At 51.3% G+C, this 18,787-nt stretch carries 10 protein-coding genes and 1 pseudogene; 7 read left to right on the top strand and 4 right to left on the bottom strand.

The features are described 5' to 3' along the window. Positions 1 to 112: 112 nt before the first annotated feature. Positions 113 to 922, bottom strand: coding sequence for a histidinol-phosphatase (locus ACFVRY_RS19740; protein ID WP_387501998.1), 810 nt, complete (start codon positions 920 to 922; stop codon positions 113 to 115). A 39-nt stretch (positions 923 to 961) separates the two neighbouring features. After that, positions 962 to 1,864 (bottom strand): LysR family transcriptional regulator, encoded by a 903-nt coding sequence (locus ACFVRY_RS19735; RefSeq protein WP_387501997.1) that lies wholly within the window; start codon positions 1,862 to 1,864, stop codon positions 962 to 964. Between the two features lie 250 nt (positions 1,865 to 2,114). Between ACFVRY_RS19735 and ACFVRY_RS19730 the strand changes: the two genes are divergently transcribed. From ACFVRY_RS19730 to ACFVRY_RS19710, 5 genes are all read left to right on the top strand, one after another. Beyond that, a complete protein-coding gene (locus ACFVRY_RS19730) occupies positions 2,115 to 2,570 on the top strand; it encodes a chemotaxis protein CheX (RefSeq protein ID WP_175371356.1) in 456 nt (151 codons plus the stop codon). Positions 2,571 to 2,599: 29 nt separating this feature from the next. After that, on the top strand, positions 2,600 to 3,376 hold the full coding sequence (locus ACFVRY_RS19725; protein ID WP_387501996.1) for an SDR family NAD(P)-dependent oxidoreductase: 777 nt from the start codon (positions 2,600 to 2,602) through the stop codon (positions 3,374 to 3,376). 98 nt (positions 3,377 to 3,474) lie between these two features. Continuing rightward, on the top strand, positions 3,475 to 4,959 hold the full coding sequence (locus ACFVRY_RS19720) for a DEAD/DEAH box helicase (protein WP_387501995.1): 1,485 nt from the start codon (positions 3,475 to 3,477) through the stop codon (positions 4,957 to 4,959). Continuing rightward, entirely contained in the window at positions 4,956 to 5,702 is a 747-nt protein-coding gene (locus ACFVRY_RS19715; RefSeq protein WP_379467993.1) for an ABC transporter ATP-binding protein, read from the top strand. The genes ACFVRY_RS19720 and ACFVRY_RS19715 overlap by 4 nt, the downstream gene beginning before the upstream one ends. Before the next feature lies 1 nt (position 5,703). Beyond that, positions 5,704 to 6,924: an ABC transporter permease gene (locus tag ACFVRY_RS19710; RefSeq protein ID WP_387501994.1), complete on the top strand. Its 1,221-nt coding sequence runs from the start codon at positions 5,704 to 5,706 to the stop codon at positions 6,922 to 6,924. A gap of 118 nt (positions 6,925 to 7,042) precedes the next feature. On the opposite strand, the pseudogene ACFVRY_RS29395 reads toward ACFVRY_RS19710, so the two are convergent. Together ACFVRY_RS29395 and ACFVRY_RS19700 are read right to left on the bottom strand one after the other, a co-directional pair. Beyond that, positions 7,043 to 7,225 (bottom strand): annotated as a pseudogene (locus ACFVRY_RS29395) (transposase); the annotation flags it as partial. Positions 7,226 to 8,163: 938 nt separating this feature from the next. Further along, positions 8,164 to 8,286: a hypothetical protein gene (locus ACFVRY_RS19700; RefSeq protein WP_387501992.1), complete on the bottom strand. Its 123-nt coding sequence runs from the start codon at positions 8,284 to 8,286 to the stop codon at positions 8,164 to 8,166. 140 nt (positions 8,287 to 8,426) lie between these two features. Here ACFVRY_RS19700 and thrS point away from each other — a divergent pair, with 140 nt between their 5' ends. After that, positions 8,427 to 10,382, top strand: a complete 1,956-nt coding sequence (gene thrS / locus ACFVRY_RS19695; protein WP_387501991.1) for a threonine--tRNA ligase — start codon at positions 8,427 to 8,429, stop codon at positions 10,380 to 10,382. 458 nt (positions 10,383 to 10,840) lie between these two features. Next, complete coding sequence (locus tag ACFVRY_RS19690) at positions 10,841 to 18,670, top strand: glycoside hydrolase family 3 N-terminal domain-containing protein (protein WP_387501990.1); 7,830 nt, start codon at positions 10,841 to 10,843, stop codon at positions 18,668 to 18,670. Positions 18,671 to 18,787: the final 117 nt, after the last annotated feature.

Raw genomic sequence — 18,787 nt, 5'->3', positions numbered from 1 at the left:
AACTAAGTACATGACCCCCTTTTGAAAATATATAACTGCTTTGGGACCCGATTACTCGGGTCCATTTTTTTGCCATTAATCATATATGGGGAAGATAAGGTTGTACGTGTGGCTAGAGGACTACGGTGACCTTCTCGCGCTGCTTGAAGTATACCCAGTGCTTGAACCCGATTTCCTTAAGGCGCGCGGCGACGTCGTCTAATTCATCGGCCACACGGGACGGCTTGTGCGCATCGGAGCCGAAGGTGACCTCGACACCGAAATGCAGGGCCCGCTCCAAAATGGCGTCTGACGGGTACCAGCCCCCGCTCAGCTTCGTTTTACCCGAGGTGTTGATCTCGATGGCGACGCCGCTTTCACCTATGGTACGCAGGCAGTCATCCAACGGGCCTGGTGCAGGAATTTCAGAGAAAGCCGGGTAATTGCCCTTCATGGCATCGATATGCCCGAGAATTTGGAACATGCCACTGCGAGCGGACTCAGCAATCAGGCGGTAATACTCGGTTTTGGTCGCAATTTGCTCAGAGCGGTTCAACCCTTTCCAGCGGCCTTTATTAAAAATACTGACGTCAGCCACATAATGTACTGACCCGATAATATAGTCGAAAGGATGGCGCGCGAGTGTCGTGCGATATAGCTCTGCATACTGCGGAAAATAATCAGACTCGATACCCAGAAGGACGTCGATCCGGCCTTCATATTCTTTTTTTAGTGACAGAACTTCATCAACATAGAATGCCAGCTCCGACTTCGCCATTGCGATGCGCGGAAAGGCTTGCTCCTCGGGGCTTCCGAAGTAGGGGGTGTGATCGGAGATGCCTATGGCGCTCAGTCCGGCGCTCAGTCCAGCCTCAATATAATCGCGGATATTACCGTCGGCATGGCCGCAGCGAAAATGATGTGTGTGCAGATCGAATTTCATGGCAGGACCTCTCCTTTGACCAATATAGTGGTGTGGCGGTTATTCCGAACCGATAAACTGGGTTTCCGGCATGCCTTTGAGATCGCTTAGAAATTGTCTCATAGCGGAGTTGACATATTTGCCGGACTTGGTAATGACGCCTACCGGATGGGTGACTTCAAGCTCGATAATCGGCACAATCTTCAGGCTCCCTGCCCGCACTTCGGCGGTGACAGACTGCTTGGAGATGATAGCGGCGCCGAGATCCAGCTCCACCATCCGTTTAACTTCCTCACTGCTGGTTAGCTCCATAATAACTTGGGGCTGAATGCCGTGTCTGGCCAGGACCTCATCGGCAAATTTGCGGCCGACAGTATCCGGCGACAGCAGGATCAGTGGCGTTTTGGCCAAGGCCTCAATCCCTGCGGTCTTGACCTTTGCCAGAGGATGGCGGGGCGAGACGACAAGCTCGAAAGTATCATAATACAGAGTGGACGTGCTCACACCCGAACTATTGCCAATCAGATAACCGATGCCGACATCGACGAGTCCGTTCTCTACCTGATGATAAATCTGGGAGGAGGACATCGACGAGATAGATGTTTTGATATGGGGAAACTGGTCTTTAAAGTAAGAGAGAATACGCGGAAGAATTTGAATGGCGATGGAAGTGGTCGTGCCGAGTACGATATGTCCCTGCGGGTTCTCTTCCAGATCCGCAAGGCGCTGCTTTAATTCCTCGACAATACTTACAATTTGTTCTGCATGGGTCAAGAAAACTTGGCCCCTATCCGTCAGCGTGACGGGCTGGTTCCGGTCAACGAGTTGGGTCTTGAATTCTTCCTCTAGACTTTTGATTTGTGCCGAAACCGCCGGTTGGGTCAGGTTGAGCTGCTCTCCCGCTTTGCGAAAGCTCATGGTTTTGGAGATGGTGATAAGCGTCTCAAGCTGGCTGATGTTCATGGAATTCCTCCCTTGGACCAACCGAAGTGGCTCCTTGTTATTAACGTATCTTACGCACATTGTTGGTATTTGATTAAATTATAGGAGATTACACCCGGCAGGGCAATGATCCGCCTTGAGCAATCTTGGGATTTTAGTTGGTCAGGCCTTAATTTTTGGTGAATTGTGCCGATATATGGAGTATAATAATTTATATTGCCTGGGACTTTTGGTATATGACTAAAGCCTAGCGAGGGGGGACAGCATCTTCATGAAAGCAGAAGTAATCAATCCGTTTCTGGAGTCTGCACGCATTGTAATTGAGCAAGTAATTCAGGTTTCGCCGTCCACCGGTAATCTGGGTGTCAAAGAGATCAAGCAAATCGATAATCATATATGGATACAGGTAGGGATGACCGGACAGCTTAGCGGAAATATTATTTTCGGGATTGCAGAGCAGGTAGCACTGCGTATGGTATCGATCATGATGGGTGGTTTTGTCATTACAGAAATGGACGAGATGGGCCAAAGCGCGATTTCGGAGCTCAGCAATATGATCAGCGGCAATGCCAGCACCATTTTATCCAATCAGGGGGTCTCTGTAGATATTACACCGCCGAAGGTGATGAAATCGGACAGTATGTCGTTTGAATCAAGCAAAGCGCTTAGCATCCCGCTGCTGATGGAAGGTATCGGCGAACTGGATATTCAGGTGATGATCTCTTAGCGTAAAGACAGGGAGCTGAACTGCATTTCATGGAGCTGAAGAATAAAATTGTTGTCATTACAGGGGCGTCGAGCGGTATCGGCGCACTCACGGCGCAGCTGTTGAGCGGCCGAGGTGCGGTTCCTGTTCTGTTGGCGCGTTCAGAAGACAAGCTGAAAGAAACGGCGGCCGGGATCCCGGGCGTTTTTGGATTGTATCCGTGCGATGTACGGGATGCGGCAGCCGTTGAAGAGACGTTTGCCAGAATCCTTGCCGATTATGGCAGAATTGATATTTTGCTTAACAATGCCGGGTATGGCAAATTCGCCCCTTTTACCGACATGGACCCCGAGGAATTTGACGATATGATGGATGTCAACTACATGGGGATTGTCCGCTGCACTAAGGTGGTAGTTCCACATATGCTGGCACGGGGAACCGGTCAGATTGTGAATGTGGCTTCCATGGCGGGCAAGATCGGAACCGCTAAATCGGTGGCATATACTGCAACCAAGCACGCTGTGTTGGGTTTTACGAATGCGCTGCGACAAGAGCTGCGCAAGACGGGAATCATTGTCTCGGCAGTCAATCCGGGGCCGATCGCGACGGATTTCTTCAAGGTTGCTGACCCATCCGGGGGCTATGAGAAGAGTGTGGCGCGAATGATGATGACGCCGGAGCATGTCTCCACCAAGATTGTCCGGTTGATGGAGAAGGGCAAGGAGGAACTGGATCTACCGGGCCTCGCAGCCTTCGGCATCCGGCTATATGGACTTTTTCCCCGGCTGGCGGACAAGCTGACCTATAACGCCATGAACCGTAAATAACGAGCGGCAACAGGACGATGGGGCCTTCCATTTGGTGGAGAGGCCTTTTTGGCATATAATAAAGATATTATCTCAAGCGAAAAGGATGAATTACTATTATGACTAAAGCTTCATTTGCAGCCATCGGCATCCAGGATGACCTAGCAGCCCGATTGTCGGAATTCGGCATCAACGAGCCTTCCCCTGTACAGGAGCAGACCATTCCGCTGCTGTTGGAAGGAAGAGACGTGATTGCGGCTTCCCAGACTGGCACAGGTAAGACACTGGCTTATCTGCTGCCGCTGCTTCAGGGCATCAACCCGGAACAGAAAGTGGTGCAGAAGCTTGTGCTAGCGCCTACACAGGAGCTGGCTATGCAGATTCTGCGTGAAGCTGAGCGTTATGGTGCGCACCGGGGAATCCGTGTGCAGGGTCTGATCGGCGGTGCGGCAATCAAGCGGCAGATAGACAAGCTGCGTGAGCATCCACAACTTGTAGTGGGTACACCTGGCCGAATTCGGGAACTAATTGGACTGCGTAAGCTGAAGATGCATGAGGTCACCACAATCGTCATTGACGAGGCAGACCAAATGTTCCAACTGAGTGGGGCCGGAGAGGTAGCGAAGATTGTCAGCAGTGCGCTGCGGACAAGACAACTCGTCATGCTGTCGGCCACAATTGGACCAGAGACGAAAGCACTGGCGGCCCGGGAGATGAAGAACCCGGCAGAGGTTGGCATTGCGCCGGGAGTGATGACCTCCCAAACTTTGGAGCATCATTACGTGGTAACTGAGGAACGGAACAAGATTGACATGCTGCGCCGGGTGATTCGTCATTACAATCCCAAGAAGGCCATTGTGTTCGTGAATGCCACCGATGATATTGCCGAAGTTGAAGCTAAGCTGAACCATTTGGGATTGACGGCGGCAGCAATTTACGGAGACGCGGATAAAGTTACACGAAGCCATGTATTATCCAAGTTCCGTGATGGTAAATTCAAGGTGCTGGTCGCCAGTGACGTTGCTGCGCGGGGATTAGATATTGAGGATTTGTCGCTAGTGGTTAGCTTTGATCCTGCCTTTGACTCTGAGCATTATGTACACCGGGCTGGCCGGACCGGTCGCATGGGGCGCCATGGTTTATCGGTCACCATTGTGACAGAACAGCAGACTTTTATTATGCGCAAGTTCGCGCGGGAGCTGGACATTGCATTGGAGGAGCGTGAGCTGTTCGCCGGGAAGGTGCTTACGTCGGATGAAGCCCGTGGTCCGGTCCGCAGTGGTGGATCTTTTAGCGGTGGAGTGGCGCCGCGCGGCAGTTCCTCAGGTGGGGGAACGGCATCCCGCAGCGGAAAGCCTACAGTGCGAACGTCTAGTGCCGGTTCTGCTGCTGCCGAAGCGGTCAATTCTGCTCAGCCGACCCAGCGTCCGGCACAAGAGAAAGCTGGTGCGTCTTCCGGTGGGGAACCACGGCGGGATCACCGCAGCGGAGCAGCACCTGTCCCCAATAAACGGGCGAGCAACAAGGTCCGTGAGCAGGATCGGAAGAACAAGGGAGCACCGAAGTGGCTCAAGAACAAAACTCCGAGGGGGGATGGCCAATGAGTATAACTCCCGTATTACAAATTACGGGTTTAACTGGTGGCTACAGTCTGAACAAGCCAGTGCTGCATGACATTGCGCTACAAGTGCAGCCTGGTGAGATGGTTGGTCTGATCGGTCTGAACGGGGCAGGCAAGAGCACGACGATGAAACATATTCTTGGGCTGATGTCTCCGCACAAGGGAGAAATTCGGGTCAACGATAAGACACGGCTTTCTGATCCCGAGGGGTATCACGGGGCGTTGTCCTTTGTACCGGAATCTCCGCTATTGTACGAAGAGATGACAGTGCGGGAGCATGTTGAATTTACAGCGCGGGCTTATGGTGTGGACCGCAGCGACTATGAATCTCGCAGCATCCAACTCGCGAAGCTTTTTCGTATGGAGGACAAGATGGACACTCTGTCCTCTCATCTGTCCAAGGGCATGAAGCAGAAGGTCATGATTATGTGCGCTTTCGTGGCGCGTCCTGCCTTGTATGTGATTGACGAGCCGTTTCTGGGTCTGGACCCGCTAGGAATTCGTTCCTTGCTGGACTTCATGATGGATCTGAAGAAATCTGGCGCGTCGATCCTGCTCAGCTCTCATATTCTGTCCACGATTGAGAACTATTGCGATCGTTTTATTGTCCTGCACCAGGGTAAAGTGATCTCCAGCGGCACATTGGACGAAATGACAGCTGCGGCTGGGTCTCCAGGACAGTCTTTGGAGCAGTTGTTCTACGAGCTGGTTCAAGGAGGTCAGTGATATGGATCTGAAGGAGCTGCGGCGGCAGCGGCGCGGCCAGTCCATGGGGAAAATGCTGCCTTATGCCGGATATATTATCCAGAGTGGTGTGGCGATGGTATTCCTCTTCATCGTGATCGCTTTCTCCGCTTGGTATACATCTCTGCTCCGGAACATTCCGGAGGGCGTTCCTATTCGCTGGATTATGCTGGTGCTGCTGCTGCCTGCGGCGGTGCACAGCAGCTTCCGGACCTATCTGCAAAGTCCGGATACCGTCTTCCTGTTGCCGCAGGGTCACCGGATGCGGGAATATTTTGCTCCAGCGTGGGTTAGCGGTAATGTGTGGAAGCTCCTGCGGCTGGCCTTTGTGCTGATTACGCTATGGCCGCTGTACATACGCACGGAAGACGCTCCCAAGCTGCTTGGGGCTACAGTGCTCTTATTGGCCGGCGTAAAGCTGCTGTCGAGCTTCGGCTGCTGGCGCGAGCTTGGCATGCTGTCGCGCTCTGCTTCCAGGTCGTTCACTCTCCTGCGCTGGGCGGTTGGCGGTCTTGTGATCGCAGCCTGGCTTTGGCAGCCGCCTGGCCGGGCGTTGATTTTCATTGCGTTGCTGGCAGCAGCTTACCTTGCAGCGCTTGCCGTTCCGGGTCGCCACCGTGTGGCGTGGGAGCGGCTCATTGCCACCGAGAAGAATCAGGGCGCTCGGGCGCTGATGATGCTCGGCTGGTTCGTGGACGTGCCTGGGCGCGAGCAGCGGGTGAATGCCCGCCGTTATCTCTCCAAATGGGGGAGCCGCTTGCCTTGGCGGCAGAATACGGCCTACCGTTTTCTGCTGACCAAGAGCTTTGCCCGTGGTGACATCTTCGCGATTGTGTTGCGGATTGCCGTGCTTGCCTTGTTCCTGAACTGGTGGAATCACGACAGCTATTTGGGCAGCGGGATTTATCTCTTCTTCCTGTTCATTCTCGGTATTCAGTTGTCCGCACTACGGCGGCTGCATAGCGAGTCCTTCTGGCTAATTGTGTATCCCCTGCCACAGGGCAGCAAAGCGCAGAATTCGATCATGTTTATCTTCCGATTCCAGCTTGCATTAGCTGTATTATTATGGCTTCCCTTCCTCAGGGGAATCGGGGAACAGCCAGAGCTGGTGGCCGGAAATCTGGTCGCCGGCGCGCTGTTGACTTACCTGTTTAAGGCTTACGCTTCCCGTAAGGAAGCTTCACTGGATGACGAAGATTTATAGCAGAAGGGGCTGTCCCTGAAGTAGTTTTTCTAACGATCGGACACCGCTTCTTTCGTTCTATACGACAAAAAAAGCGAGCAGAGCAGCGATTCTCTAATAACAGGAGAAGCGCTGCTCTGCTTTTTTGGTCCACTGAGGCTTGCTTCAACACGTTATGGGCAAGGGGAAGCCATCCGACCGGGGGCGTCGCTTTCTCAATGCCGCGAAGCAGGAATCGCCGGAAACCCCGGTTCTTCTTTAGTTGTCCAAACACACACTCCGGCTCCGTCATTCGACGTACGGCCAAAGCGTAACCCCCTTCACCGGATCATAGTCTGTCGATAGAAAGTGGTATATTAACAATTATTTCCATCTGTCGTCTGAACAGTGAAAAAGAGGGCCACCTCCCCAACTAAGAGCATTTTTGTACCTTATTTTTCTTTAATATAGGCAAATGAGGGAAATAAGGGCGTTATTGTATCTTATTTTTCGGAAAAGCATGCTGAACGGGGTATTCTGGAAAATTGAAGCTACAATATTGCACTTAATCTATTCTAACCCTCAGCTGTGGACGATTTAAGGTACAAAAATGCCGTTAATTATACTTCGTTCCTTCCCGTAGCGCTGCTGGTAGAATGGTCAGAGCCTATAGCGAAGCATGATGGAATTTTCAGAGCCCGCTGCAGACCTTATCATGTCCTAATCTTGGAGCTTGTCTCTAGTTTAGCAGGAAAATCCCCCGTTAATCCTTACCTTTCAAGCGTTTTGCTCAAAATAGAAGGGAGTTATCCAGTTATTTACCTTGTTATAGGAAGATTAAGGATAATCTTAGAAATTAACGGGAGTGTGTTTCTGTTATCATTTGGTAAATACCTAATTTTATAATTAATGGTATTATTACCAGTTGTTTAGATACAGCTGACATCTACTTCTACTTTACCGGATTCACAAGCACACTGAAGGCGGGTAGTCATTGGGCTTACGTTAATCTTGCCCATGTCTTCCCAATCCTAGCTCCCAAAGAAGGGCCGTTAATCGTCAAATAAAACATGGGGTTCAGGAAGCCTCCTCGGCTCCGCCATTATCTATTTTTCGCATTGTTTTTAAGCAGTTGGGCTTCTCATCAATGAATATCTAGTTCTGGGACAGTTCCTTAGCGTGAGGAGATCCTGTAAAATAACGCCTTGACTTTATTTTTAAGCACAGCTATAATCAACGCCAAGCCATACAATCCCGGCTATGACCAGAGACATGATTCCATTAATCAAGCTGCACAGAGAGAGAAGCAACCGCTGCAAGCTTCTTCTGATTGACGATGGAGTTACCCCTTTGTAGCTGTGATGTGGAACCTGAAGGCTCCGTGCCTGCGGAAGTATACATCACCGGACCATCTCCGTTACAAGATGCTGATGAGGACCTGGCAAGTTGCGGGTCAAATTAGGGTGGAACCACGAGCTGAACGCACTCGTCCCTTGGGATGAGTGTTTTTTTGCGTTCAATAATTCGTGGATGGAGGTATAACAATGGTTAAAGTGGTACTTCCGGACGGGTCTGTCCGGGCATACGAACAAGGAGTGACTGTAGAGCAGATTGCAGGTTCCATCAGCTCCGCTTTGCGGAAATCGGCAGTTGGTGGCAAAGTGGATGGTGCATTGGTGGATCTCCGCACAGCGGTAGAGGCTGATAGCGAGATCGAAATTGTGACGCTGGAGAATGAGGAAGGACTGAAGATATACCGGCATAGCACAGCTCATCTCTTGGCTCAGGCACTGAAAAGAATATATGGGCAAAAGGCCGTCAAATTGGGCATTGGTCCTGTTATCGAAGACGGATTCTATTATGATATCGACATGGAGAAATCCTTGTCTACAGATGATCTGAAAGTCATTGAGAAAGAAATGAAGAAGATTATACAAGAAAATCTCCCGATTACTCGCCGTGTAGTTAGCAGGGAAGAGGCGCTGGCCATCTTCCGGGAACTCGAAGATCCCTACAAGCTGGAATTGATTCGTGACTTACCCGAGGATTCGGTCATCAGCATTTATGATCAGGGAGAATTCCTCGATCTCTGCCGGGGGCCGCATCTGCCGTCGACTGGCAAGATCAAGGCGTTCAAGCTGCTGAATGTAGCCGGTGCATACTGGCGGGGAGATTCCAATAACATCATGCTGCAGCGCATATACGGTACTTCATTTCCGAAGCAGAATCAGTTGGATGAGCATCTGAACCTGCTGGAGGAAGCCAAGAAACGCGATCACCGCAAGCTGGGCAAAGAATTGGAATTGTTCATGTTCTCGGAAGAAGCGCCCGGAATGCCCTTCTTCCTGCCTAAAGGGATGATCATTCGTACAGAACTGGAGGACTTCTCCCGTCAGCTGCAAAGACAGGGCGGCTATGATGAAGTACGTACACCGTTTATGATGAACGTCCGAATGTGGGAGCAATCAGGCCACTGGGATCACTATAAGGACAATATGTACTTCACAGATGTAGACGATACGAAGTTCGCATTGAAGCCAATGAACTGTCCGGGTCACATGTTGATGTTCAAGAACAGCCGACATTCCTACCGGGAGCTGCCGATGCGTCTGGCCGAATTCGGCCAGGTTCACCGCCATGAATTCTCAGGCGCGCTGAATGGCATGATGCGGGTACGCTCCTTCTGTCAGGATGATGCTCATCTGTTCGTGCTTCCTTCCCAGATTGAAGAGGAGATCGCCGGCGTCATTGAACTCATTGATCATATTTATCAGGTCTTTGGTTTTGAGTACAGCATAGAGTTGTCTACTCGCCCAGAGGATTACATGGGCTCCGAGGCGCTGTGGGACGCGGCGGAGCAATCCCTTCAAAATGTGCTGGAGAAGCGCGGCATTCAGTATCGGATCAATCCGGGGGACGGGGCATTCTACGGACCGAAGATCGATTTCCACATTCTCGACGCGCTGAAGCGCAGCTGGCAGTGTGGAACAATTCAGCTGGACTTCCAGATGCCAGAGAAGTTCGACCTCAGTTACATTGGCGAGGATAACGGAAAGCATCGGCCGGTGGTCATCCACCGGGCAGTCTACGGCTCCATCGATCGTTTTATCGGGATATTAATAGAGCATTTCTCCGGGGCTTTCCCGGTATGGATATCACCTGTACAGGTTCAGATCCTGCCGGTCTCTGACAGGTATAATGATTATGCTTCACAGGTAAGAAAAGATTTGGAGGAAGCAGGCATCCGCACTGAAGTTGACTACCGCAGCGAGAAGCTGGGCTACAAAATCCGTGAAGCGCAAATGGCGAAGGTCCCGTACATGATCGTACTGGGAGAGAGCGAGCAAGCCGAACAATCCATCTCACTCCGCAAGCGGGGGCAAGCGGATACAGTGACAACAGATCTGCAATCCTTCCTCGCAGTGATTCAACAAGAGATTGCACTGAAATCTCTTGAATTTCTAGATAACAATCATGTGGGAACAGCACCACAAGTGTAAAATAGCTAACGAAGAGAGCGCCGGGCGGATTCCGTCAGGCGCTCTTTATTTTTGCCTATAAGAACAGTGCTGGTAATCAAATAAGATGCGGTGATGTCCGCTTACGTCCGGTTCCCAAAAATGCTGACCTAACTCTGAGGTTTATAAGCAAACCCATCGATCATGCACAGACAGGATGAATTCACAAATTTGCGGGTGGTAGTCATTCATGCCGGAAAAGCTTCATTATCAAAGTAAGTGCGGAATACGTCGCGGGCGACGGAGAAATGTTCGATATCCCGCAAATCTTGAATAATTGTTAATTTCACAAAAACGGTGCAGATGATTTAAAAAATGAGGCCTGTCTTTTACCAATCGTCTCCAGCATAATAAGCCTGAGCTTATTTTTGTATACGCTTCCAGGAGGAAGTGCGCACTAATTTCCGTACCAAACAACAACATTGGGGGAGGATTCAGGCGTGAAAAGAAGATTGTCCATTTTTTTGGTGATGCTTTTGCTGTCTTCAGTGGTTTTGGATGTGCTAGGGGCAGGCGTGGCACATGCCGCAAGTGATGAGACAGGACTTCCGGTATACTATGATGCGAGGAAAAGCGTGGATGAACGTACGGCCGACCTGCTGTCCCGCATGACACTGGACGAGAAGATCGGGCAGATGATTCAAGCGGAGAGAGCCTCGGTTACACCTGAGGAAGTGATGGAGTATAGACTGGGCTCTGTCCTCAGTGGCGGCGGCTCCTTTCCGAATGGAAAAGAAAGCGACAGCACACCAGATCACTGGAAAGCGCTGATCGATGGATATCAGGATGGTGCGTTGTCGACGCGGCTGGGTATTCCCCTGCTGTACGGCGTCGATGCCGTGCATGGACATAACAATCTCGTAGGGGCTACGTTGTTCCCCCACAACATCGGGCTCGGGGCAGCAAATGATCTTGAACTGACAGAGAAGATCGGGGCAGCTGCTGCCAAGGAAGTGGCGGCGGCCGGAGCGAACTGGACCTTTGCACCAACAATGGCCTCTCCTTACAACGTTAGATGGGGGCGCACTTACGAAGGATTCAGCGACAATCAAGAGATTACTGCCAAGCTTGGGGCGGCTTATATTCTGGGATTGCAGGGACGAACGCCTGCGGAATTGGCCGGTTCAGGCACTATAACGGGTACTGCCAAGCATTATTTAGGTGAGGGTTACACGGACAATGGAGTAAACCAGGGTGATACTACTCACTACACCGAAGAAGAAATTATCAAGAAGGATCTGAAAGTATACGAGGCTGCAGTGAATGCGGGTGTGCAGACTGTAATGGCATCCTATCACAGTATCAACGGTCTGAAGATGCATGCCAACCAGCATCTGCTAACAGATGTCCTGAAGGGCGACAAGAAGAACGGAGGCCTGGGCTTTGCAGGATTTGTTGTTTCTGACTATAACGCTGTGCAGCAAATTACGCGGGATAGTGAGGGGAATCCGGTCAGCGGATTGAAAAATCAGCTTACCGCTTCTATCAACGCCGGAGTTGATATGTTCATGCTGACAGCAGACTGGAAAGTCAGTCTGAAGCATATCAAGGATCTTGTGGGCGAAGGCAGAATCAAGGAGGAGCGCATTACTGACGCTGCTGAGCGGATTATTCGGGTGAAAATCGCGTCCGGACTGTTCGAGCATCCGAAGAGTGATTCTGATCTGGCGAGTGCCTTCGGCTCCGCGGAGAACCGGACACTGGCGCGTCAGTCGGTAGCGGAATCGCTGGTGCTATTGAAGAATGACAAGGTGAACGGCAAGCCGATTCTGTCCCAGTTAGGCGGGATGAAGAAGATTTTTGTCGCCGGGAAGAATGCGGATGATCTTGGTAATCAGGCTGGTGGCTGGTCGATCACCTGGCAGGGGAAATCCGGAAAGATCACGGAAGGGACCACCATTCTGCAAGGCATCAAGGATGTTGTCCCCCCGTCCGCAAACGTTACGTATAACAAAAATGGACGCGGTGCGGCCGGCCATGATGTGGCCATCGCTGTAATTGGCGAAACGCCATATGCTGAGAGCGCCGGGGACCGTACGAATCTGAACCTGGATGAACAGGATTTGGCAACGGTGGCCAACATTCGGGCCGCTGATCCTGATATTCCGATTATTGTGGTGCTTGTCTCGGGGCGTCCATTGACAATCGCTCCGCAGTTGAAGGATTGGGACGCACTCGTCGCGGCTTGGCTGCCAGGTACAGAGGGAGCAGGGGTTGCCGATGTGCTGTTCGGCGGCAAGGAATTTAAGGGCAAGAACCCGATCCGCTGGCCATTCACACTGGACCAATATCCGGTGAATAACGAGAGTGAGAATGTTTTGTTCAAGACCGGTTATGGCTTGACCAAAAATGAAGCGACACCCGTTCTGCCGGAAGGACCGGTAGTCCAGGAACCGGCACATCTCATTCCAGGGAAAATTGAGGCTGAAGATTTCAGCGCCAAGAGCGCAGGTCTGCAAACCCAGGAGACACAGGATGTAGGAGGAGGGCTCAATGTTGGCTACACCGCAGCAGGCGAGTGGCTGGACTATAATGTCAATGTGGCTGAAGCAGGCACCTATCGGGTGGATTTCCGATATGCAGTCAATGGCAACCCTACAGGCATCAGGGTCAAATCCGCAGAAGGGAAGACGCTGGGCACCTTAAGCGTAACATCGACAGGCGGCTGGCAGAACTGGGAGACCAAAGCGGTAGATAATGTGGTCTTCCACAAAGCAGGCCTGCAAAAAATCCGTCTTGAATTTACCAGCGGCAACATCAACCTGAACTGGGTTCAGTACACCCGGACAGGCGATGTTACTACCGAAGAACCGAACCCGGGCGGCGGCGGAGAAGAGGTACAGGAGAATGTTATTAAGCAGGATGCGGTCAGCTCCTGGGTCTCTAGAGAACGTGATCCATCTGACCGGAAATGGTATTATGCCGACCGCTATCAAGAGGGTGATGCCAAGCTGGAGCAGCAGAAACCGCTGAATATTGCCCTGCCGAACAATGCGGAAGGCACATCCATTCACATTGATCCGGACAAGAAATATCAGTCGATTCTGGGTATTGGAACCTCGATGGAGGAATCGACCGTCAACAATCTGGCCAAGATGTCTCCGGCCAAGCAGGATGAGCTGCTGCGCCAGATGATCGATCCGAAGGACGGAATCGGCATGAGTATGCTGCGCCTGACGATCGGGACGGCCGATTTTACAGATAAAGAATTTTACAGCTATAACGATATGCCGCCAGGACAAACAGATGTTAACCTGGAGCATTTTTCGATCCAGAAGGACATTGACTACCATATCATTAGCACCGTGAAAAAAATTCAGAGCATTAACCCGGATATTAAGTTTTTTGCTTCACCATGGAGCCCGCCGGGTTGGATGAAAACAACGGACAGCATGATCAAGGGGCAAGTGAAGGAAGAATATTTGCCAGTGCTGGCCAAATATTATGTGAGATTCCTCCAGGAATATGCGAAGCTCGGCATTACCTTTGAGGGAATGACCATGCAGAATGAACCTCTGCTGGAAATTGAGTACCCTAGTACCAGAATGTCGTGGGAACAGCAGTCCCGGCTCGCCAAGCTGCTACGTGCCGAACTGGATGCAGCTGGATTCACGGATGTGAAGCTGTGGACCTTTGATCACAACCCTGGTGATACGATGGCGTATCCGGCACAGATTCTCGGGAATAAGGAAGAAGGCGCCTATGATGCCGTGGACGGCACAGCTTTCCATGATTACGGAGGCGATCTTGGGCTGATGACCCAGCTTCATAATCTGTACCCTGAGAAACATGTTTACCTGACCGAACGTGCGGTATGGGGAACGGTAGGCGCTGATCGAATGGCTCAGTATTTCCGCAATTGGGCCCGCAGCTACAACTCCTGGGTAGCGATGCTGGACAGTGATATCGCCTCCCACCAATGGACGGGAATTCCCGATCCTACGCCGATTGTGCAAGATTCATCGGACCGCAACAATTACTGGCTGCTGCCGGAATATTATCTGATGGGCCAATATACCAAGTTCGTCAAGCCAGGTTATGTGCGGATTGATAGCGACTACGGCTCAAGCAGCACTATAACTAACGTGGCGTTTGCAAGCCCGGATGGCAAAGAAATCGTAACTGTAGTGATCAACCAGACGAATGAACCACAGCACTTCAAGCTGCTGGCCGACGGTACACAGATTACTGCAGTATTGCCGGCTAAATCGGTTGGAACGTATACATGGGAACGTGTCAATGGAATTAAGAAGGTGCCAGGCACTTGGAATGCTGTTGATTTTGATGCTGCTGAAGGCCAATACACCAAGCATGCTAATGGATATATTTCCGGGCTTTCCGAAGGTACTTCTTCCTTCGACTATGTAGTGAATGTACAGGAAAGCGGAAGCTATGTCCTGAATTTTGAACACAGCTTTACCGTTACTGCCGGAGCTGGCCAGCAAGTGGAGATTCTTGAAGATCAGAAGGCGGTTGGAGTCATTCACATGACTAAGCAGACTGCGGGTGAAGAAGATTTTGCCGCAAACCGCACAATTCTAACACTGGATAAAGGAACTCATAAGCTTACGCTGAAGACTACTGGCAAGGGCTACAATATTAAATCTCTGACTCTTGTAAAAGCCTCTGCCGAAGCAAAGAACCTGCCGGGTATCCTTCCTGCTGCGGATTTTATTGAATCCTCCGGAGTTCTGTTGAAAGACGGAGCAATCGGTTACACCGATAATGGCGATTGGATAAAATATAAGGTTAATGTACCCGAGGCTGGTAGTTACCCATTGCAGCTATCCTACACTACCGCCAATAACGGTGCGGGATTCGAACTGCTTGCAGGTGAGGGAGACAGTACGGTGACCGCAGCGACCTACGGTTTGCCGGGTACGGGCGGATGGAGCAACTGGCAGTCCTTCCAAGGGGCCGTGACTCTACCAGCAGGGGAACAGATTTTGACACTAAAAGTAACAGGGGATGGGTTCCAGCTTAAATCACTGGTGATCGGCCCTGCGCTGCAATCAGATACGATCCTAACTGAAGGCCAGGAAGACGGGGCTGAGGTGCTGGTTACTCTGCTCAACGAAAAATATGCACCAGCGCTTGATGCAGCGTATTGGAATATTGCAGATTACCCTGGCACTGTTGTGAATAGCGTGTATCGGGTAGACGATCACACTGCCAAAGTTGTACTGGAAGGCACGCGAAGCGTTGATTTTGACAAAGACCGTGTACTGACCGTTACAGCTGATGTATATCAGACGGAATCACAGAAAGCTTACGGCAATGTGAAGCTTCTGAAAGTGGCTGTTACCGTGAAGGCAGTGAATGATGAGGAGAGCATTACGCTTACGCCATCAAGTCTGCCTTATAACGTGAAGGGACAGGAAATTATAATCTCTCTGACCGGGGGAACGTTCGTCCCTGACCACCTTCAAGACATTACCGTGTCTGGAACGGCCAAAGATCAGGGTCATGTCTCCATTGCCTCGGCCGCTCTGATCAATTCGGTTCAAGTGAAGCTGACGCTGGCTTGGGATGGACAGCCGTATTACAGCGACTTGAAGCTGAAGGTGAACGTGCCAGTCAGCGCTTACGCGGATTCTGAAGGCGGCGGCATGCTGACGGCGGAAGTCACACTGGCGGGAACGACCTCTGCGGTTGCACCAGTCAATCTCTTGGAGCTGAAATCGCTGGATCAATTCTACCGCCTGCAAGGGATGACAGCGAGTGGTGGAGGCAGCGGGGCCAAGCTAACTGGCATTCATGCCGGGGATAGTGTGGACTATTGGGTGAATGTACCGGAGGACGGCGACTATGCGGTAACGCTGACAGCGACATCCACAGGTGCAGCGTCTCAGGGAATTATTTTCAAAACAGAAGCGGGTCAAATTTTGAAGACAGTAGATGTACCGAATCTCTATTCGCAGACGGTAGGCATTCGTGCAGTTCTTCCGCTAAAGAGCGGCGAGCAGAAGCTGCGTCTGCAAGCCGGTTCGGGCGGATATGAGCTCAGCGGCATCGCGGTAGAACGATATGTACCGGATGTCATGGACAGCAACAGATTTATCAGAGTTGAAGCTGAAAACTATTACAATGCAGCAACCAATGGAATTCAGAGCAATTTGAAGGACGGCACTTTGGACTTTAAAAATATTGGTTTTACTTCATCTGGCGGTTCCTTTGACTATAAGGTGAGCGTTGCTGAAGCCGGATTGTACAAAATCATTTATCGTTATGCCACCACAGAAGGCGGCGTAAGTGCGACCTTGTCCGCGAACGGCAATAAGCTGCTGGATGCAGCCCTGCCTGCGACTGGCAACTGGAACTCGTACAGTGAGGCTGGCGGTGTTGTCCGGCTTGCACAGGGAGAACAGACTTTGCGGATCACGTTAAACAATAACGGGGCTAACCTGGATTGGTTCACACTGGAGCCGGCGGAGGATAGCGTAGTGAAGGAAGGCAAGGCTACACTGCCAGTCTCCTCTCTGAAGTGGGGAACGTACAAAGGGTTGCAAATCGTAACCTTAAGCACGGCAACAGAAGGAGCAGAAATCTACTACACTACAGATGGTTCTCTGCCTACAGCAGACAGCAAGCTGTATACCGGACCGATTGAGATTTCGGATATGACCGTTATTCGTTCCATAGCGGTGAAGGAAGGTATGAACAGCAGTTATGTTGCACCGTTCTCCTACCTCATCACCGAAGATTCTGAAGTGAAGAAGGTGTCCGCACCGCAAGCCGACCCTGCTGGAGGCATCTATACAGGCGAGGTGAAGGTGAAGCTGACGACAGCAACAGCCGGAGCGGAAATTCGCTATACACAAGATGGTTCCGTGCCAACAGCCAGCAGTCAACTTTACAGCGGACCAATCTTTGTAGGCAAAAGTAAGACGATTAAGGCTATCGCGCTCAAAGAGGGCTGGAAGGCCAGCGACGTATCCAGCTTTGAGTATATCCTGGGTGAGGATGGTGGGCCGGGTACATCGCCAAGTCCTGAACCTACTCCGAGCCCAACACCTATTGTAACACCAAGCCCAACGCCGGGATCAACCTATAGCCCGGATTCGAACTCAGGGAATGCTCCGGCACCAAGTCCAACACCGGCAGCGGGTGGAAGCAAAGTTGATGGCAAAATCATCACCGCGTCACCAGTCTTAAACAAAGACAGTGGTAGTGGTAGTGCAAGGGCAACGGTCAGCGCAGAAGCCTTGAAGCAGGCGGAAGCTGCATTATCTGGCAATGCAAAGAATGTTGTCATTGAAATTCCATCTCTGGCGGATGCTAAAGCTTATGAGCTTGAACTGCCGGCAGGAGTGTTGTTCGCGGATGCGAAGACTTCAATTGAAGTCCGTACCGGATTAGGTACGCTGTTGATTCCGGTCAGTGTGCTGAAGGCGGGGGCTGATCAGGGTCAATCGCCTTGGATCATTAGCATCGCTAAGGCAGAAGGATCATTGGCAGGACAAAATGCACGGCCAGCCTACAAAATTAGTGCAACGATTAATGGAAATGAAGTGTCGTTGAACGCACCGGATTTGCGGATTACAGTCTCCCTGCCATATACACTGCTGGCAGGAGAACGTGGTAAAGAGAAACATCTCACGATCCACACCCTGAATGCAGCAGGAACGCTGACCGCTGTACCAAGTGGTCGATATCACAGTGATGCAGGGGCAGTAGTCTTTACCGGAATGTTCTCCGGTACGTATGTCATTACGTTTACGGAGAAGACCTTCAGGGATATCGAGCGTTACCCATGGGCCCGTCAGGCGATTGAAGTGCTGGGGTCCAAAGGAATTATTACTGGTATTACGGACCAAACGTTTGGTCCGCAGAGTGAGGTGAAACGCGGAGACTTTGTACTCCTGCTGGTCAGAGCACTTGGTCTGGACACTGCTGCCGCAAGTGACAGCTTCAGTGATGTGAAGGCCGGCGACTACCGATATGAAGCGCTGGCTATCGCCAAGCAGCTGAACATTGCCTCCGGCCGCCCGGATGGAAGCTTTGCTCCTGATGCTCCAGTGACGCGTCAGGAGATGATGACCCTGGCCGCCAAGGCGATCGCTGCGGCAGGAAAGAAGCTGCCAGCAGGAAGCGGGACCTCACTGCAAAACTTCAGCGATGGTGGTCAAGTGGCGCCATACGCCCAAGATAGCGTTGCGGGGCTGATTGCAGCGGGAATCATTAAAGGTGATGGTACACGCCTCCATCCGCTTGGGGTAACGACCCGTGCAGAGGCCGCGGTGCTGATCTATAATCTGTATAATTTGTAATCTCCCTGCCGGTAGGTTAACGGAGAGCAAAAATAAACGCCTTGACGTGTGTTTTCGTCAAGGCGTTTTTCTTCAATGCGGCTGCTGTTTCAAAGGATAATCATCTCTGTGACCTGC

Source organism: Paenibacillus sp. NPDC057934, assembly GCF_042887565.1.
Taxonomy (GTDB): Bacteria; Bacillota; Bacilli; order Paenibacillales; family Paenibacillaceae; genus Paenibacillus_AQ.
Note: the sequence above shows the minus strand (reverse complement) of the source record. Positions and strands in the feature narration are given on the sequence as shown.

What these genes read in the sequence shown, in the direction of transcription:
- ACFVRY_RS19725 (WP_387501996.1), top strand. Translation starts at nt 2,600, where the DNA reads ATGGAGCTGAAGAATAAAATTGTTGTCATTACAGGGGCGTCGAGCGGT.
- ACFVRY_RS19730 (WP_175371356.1), top strand. Translation starts at nt 2,115, where the DNA reads ATGAAAGCAGAAGTAATCAATCCGTTTCTGGAGTCTGCACGCATTGTA.
- ACFVRY_RS19720 (WP_387501995.1), top strand. Translation starts at nt 3,475, where the DNA reads ATGACTAAAGCTTCATTTGCAGCCATCGGCATCCAGGATGACCTAGCA.
- ACFVRY_RS19715 (WP_379467993.1), top strand. Translation starts at nt 4,956, where the DNA reads ATGAGTATAACTCCCGTATTACAAATTACGGGTTTAACTGGTGGCTAC.
- ACFVRY_RS19735 (WP_387501997.1), bottom strand. Translation starts at nt 1,864, where the DNA reads ATGAACATCAGCCAGCTTGAGACGCTTATCACCATCTCCAAAACCATG.
- ACFVRY_RS19740 (WP_387501998.1), bottom strand. Translation starts at nt 922, where the DNA reads ATGAAATTCGATCTGCACACACATCATTTTCGCTGCGGCCATGCCGAC.
- ACFVRY_RS19710 (WP_387501994.1), top strand. Translation starts at nt 5,704, where the DNA reads ATGGATCTGAAGGAGCTGCGGCGGCAGCGGCGCGGCCAGTCCATGGGG.
- thrS (WP_387501991.1), top strand. Translation starts at nt 8,427, where the DNA reads ATGGTTAAAGTGGTACTTCCGGACGGGTCTGTCCGGGCATACGAACAA.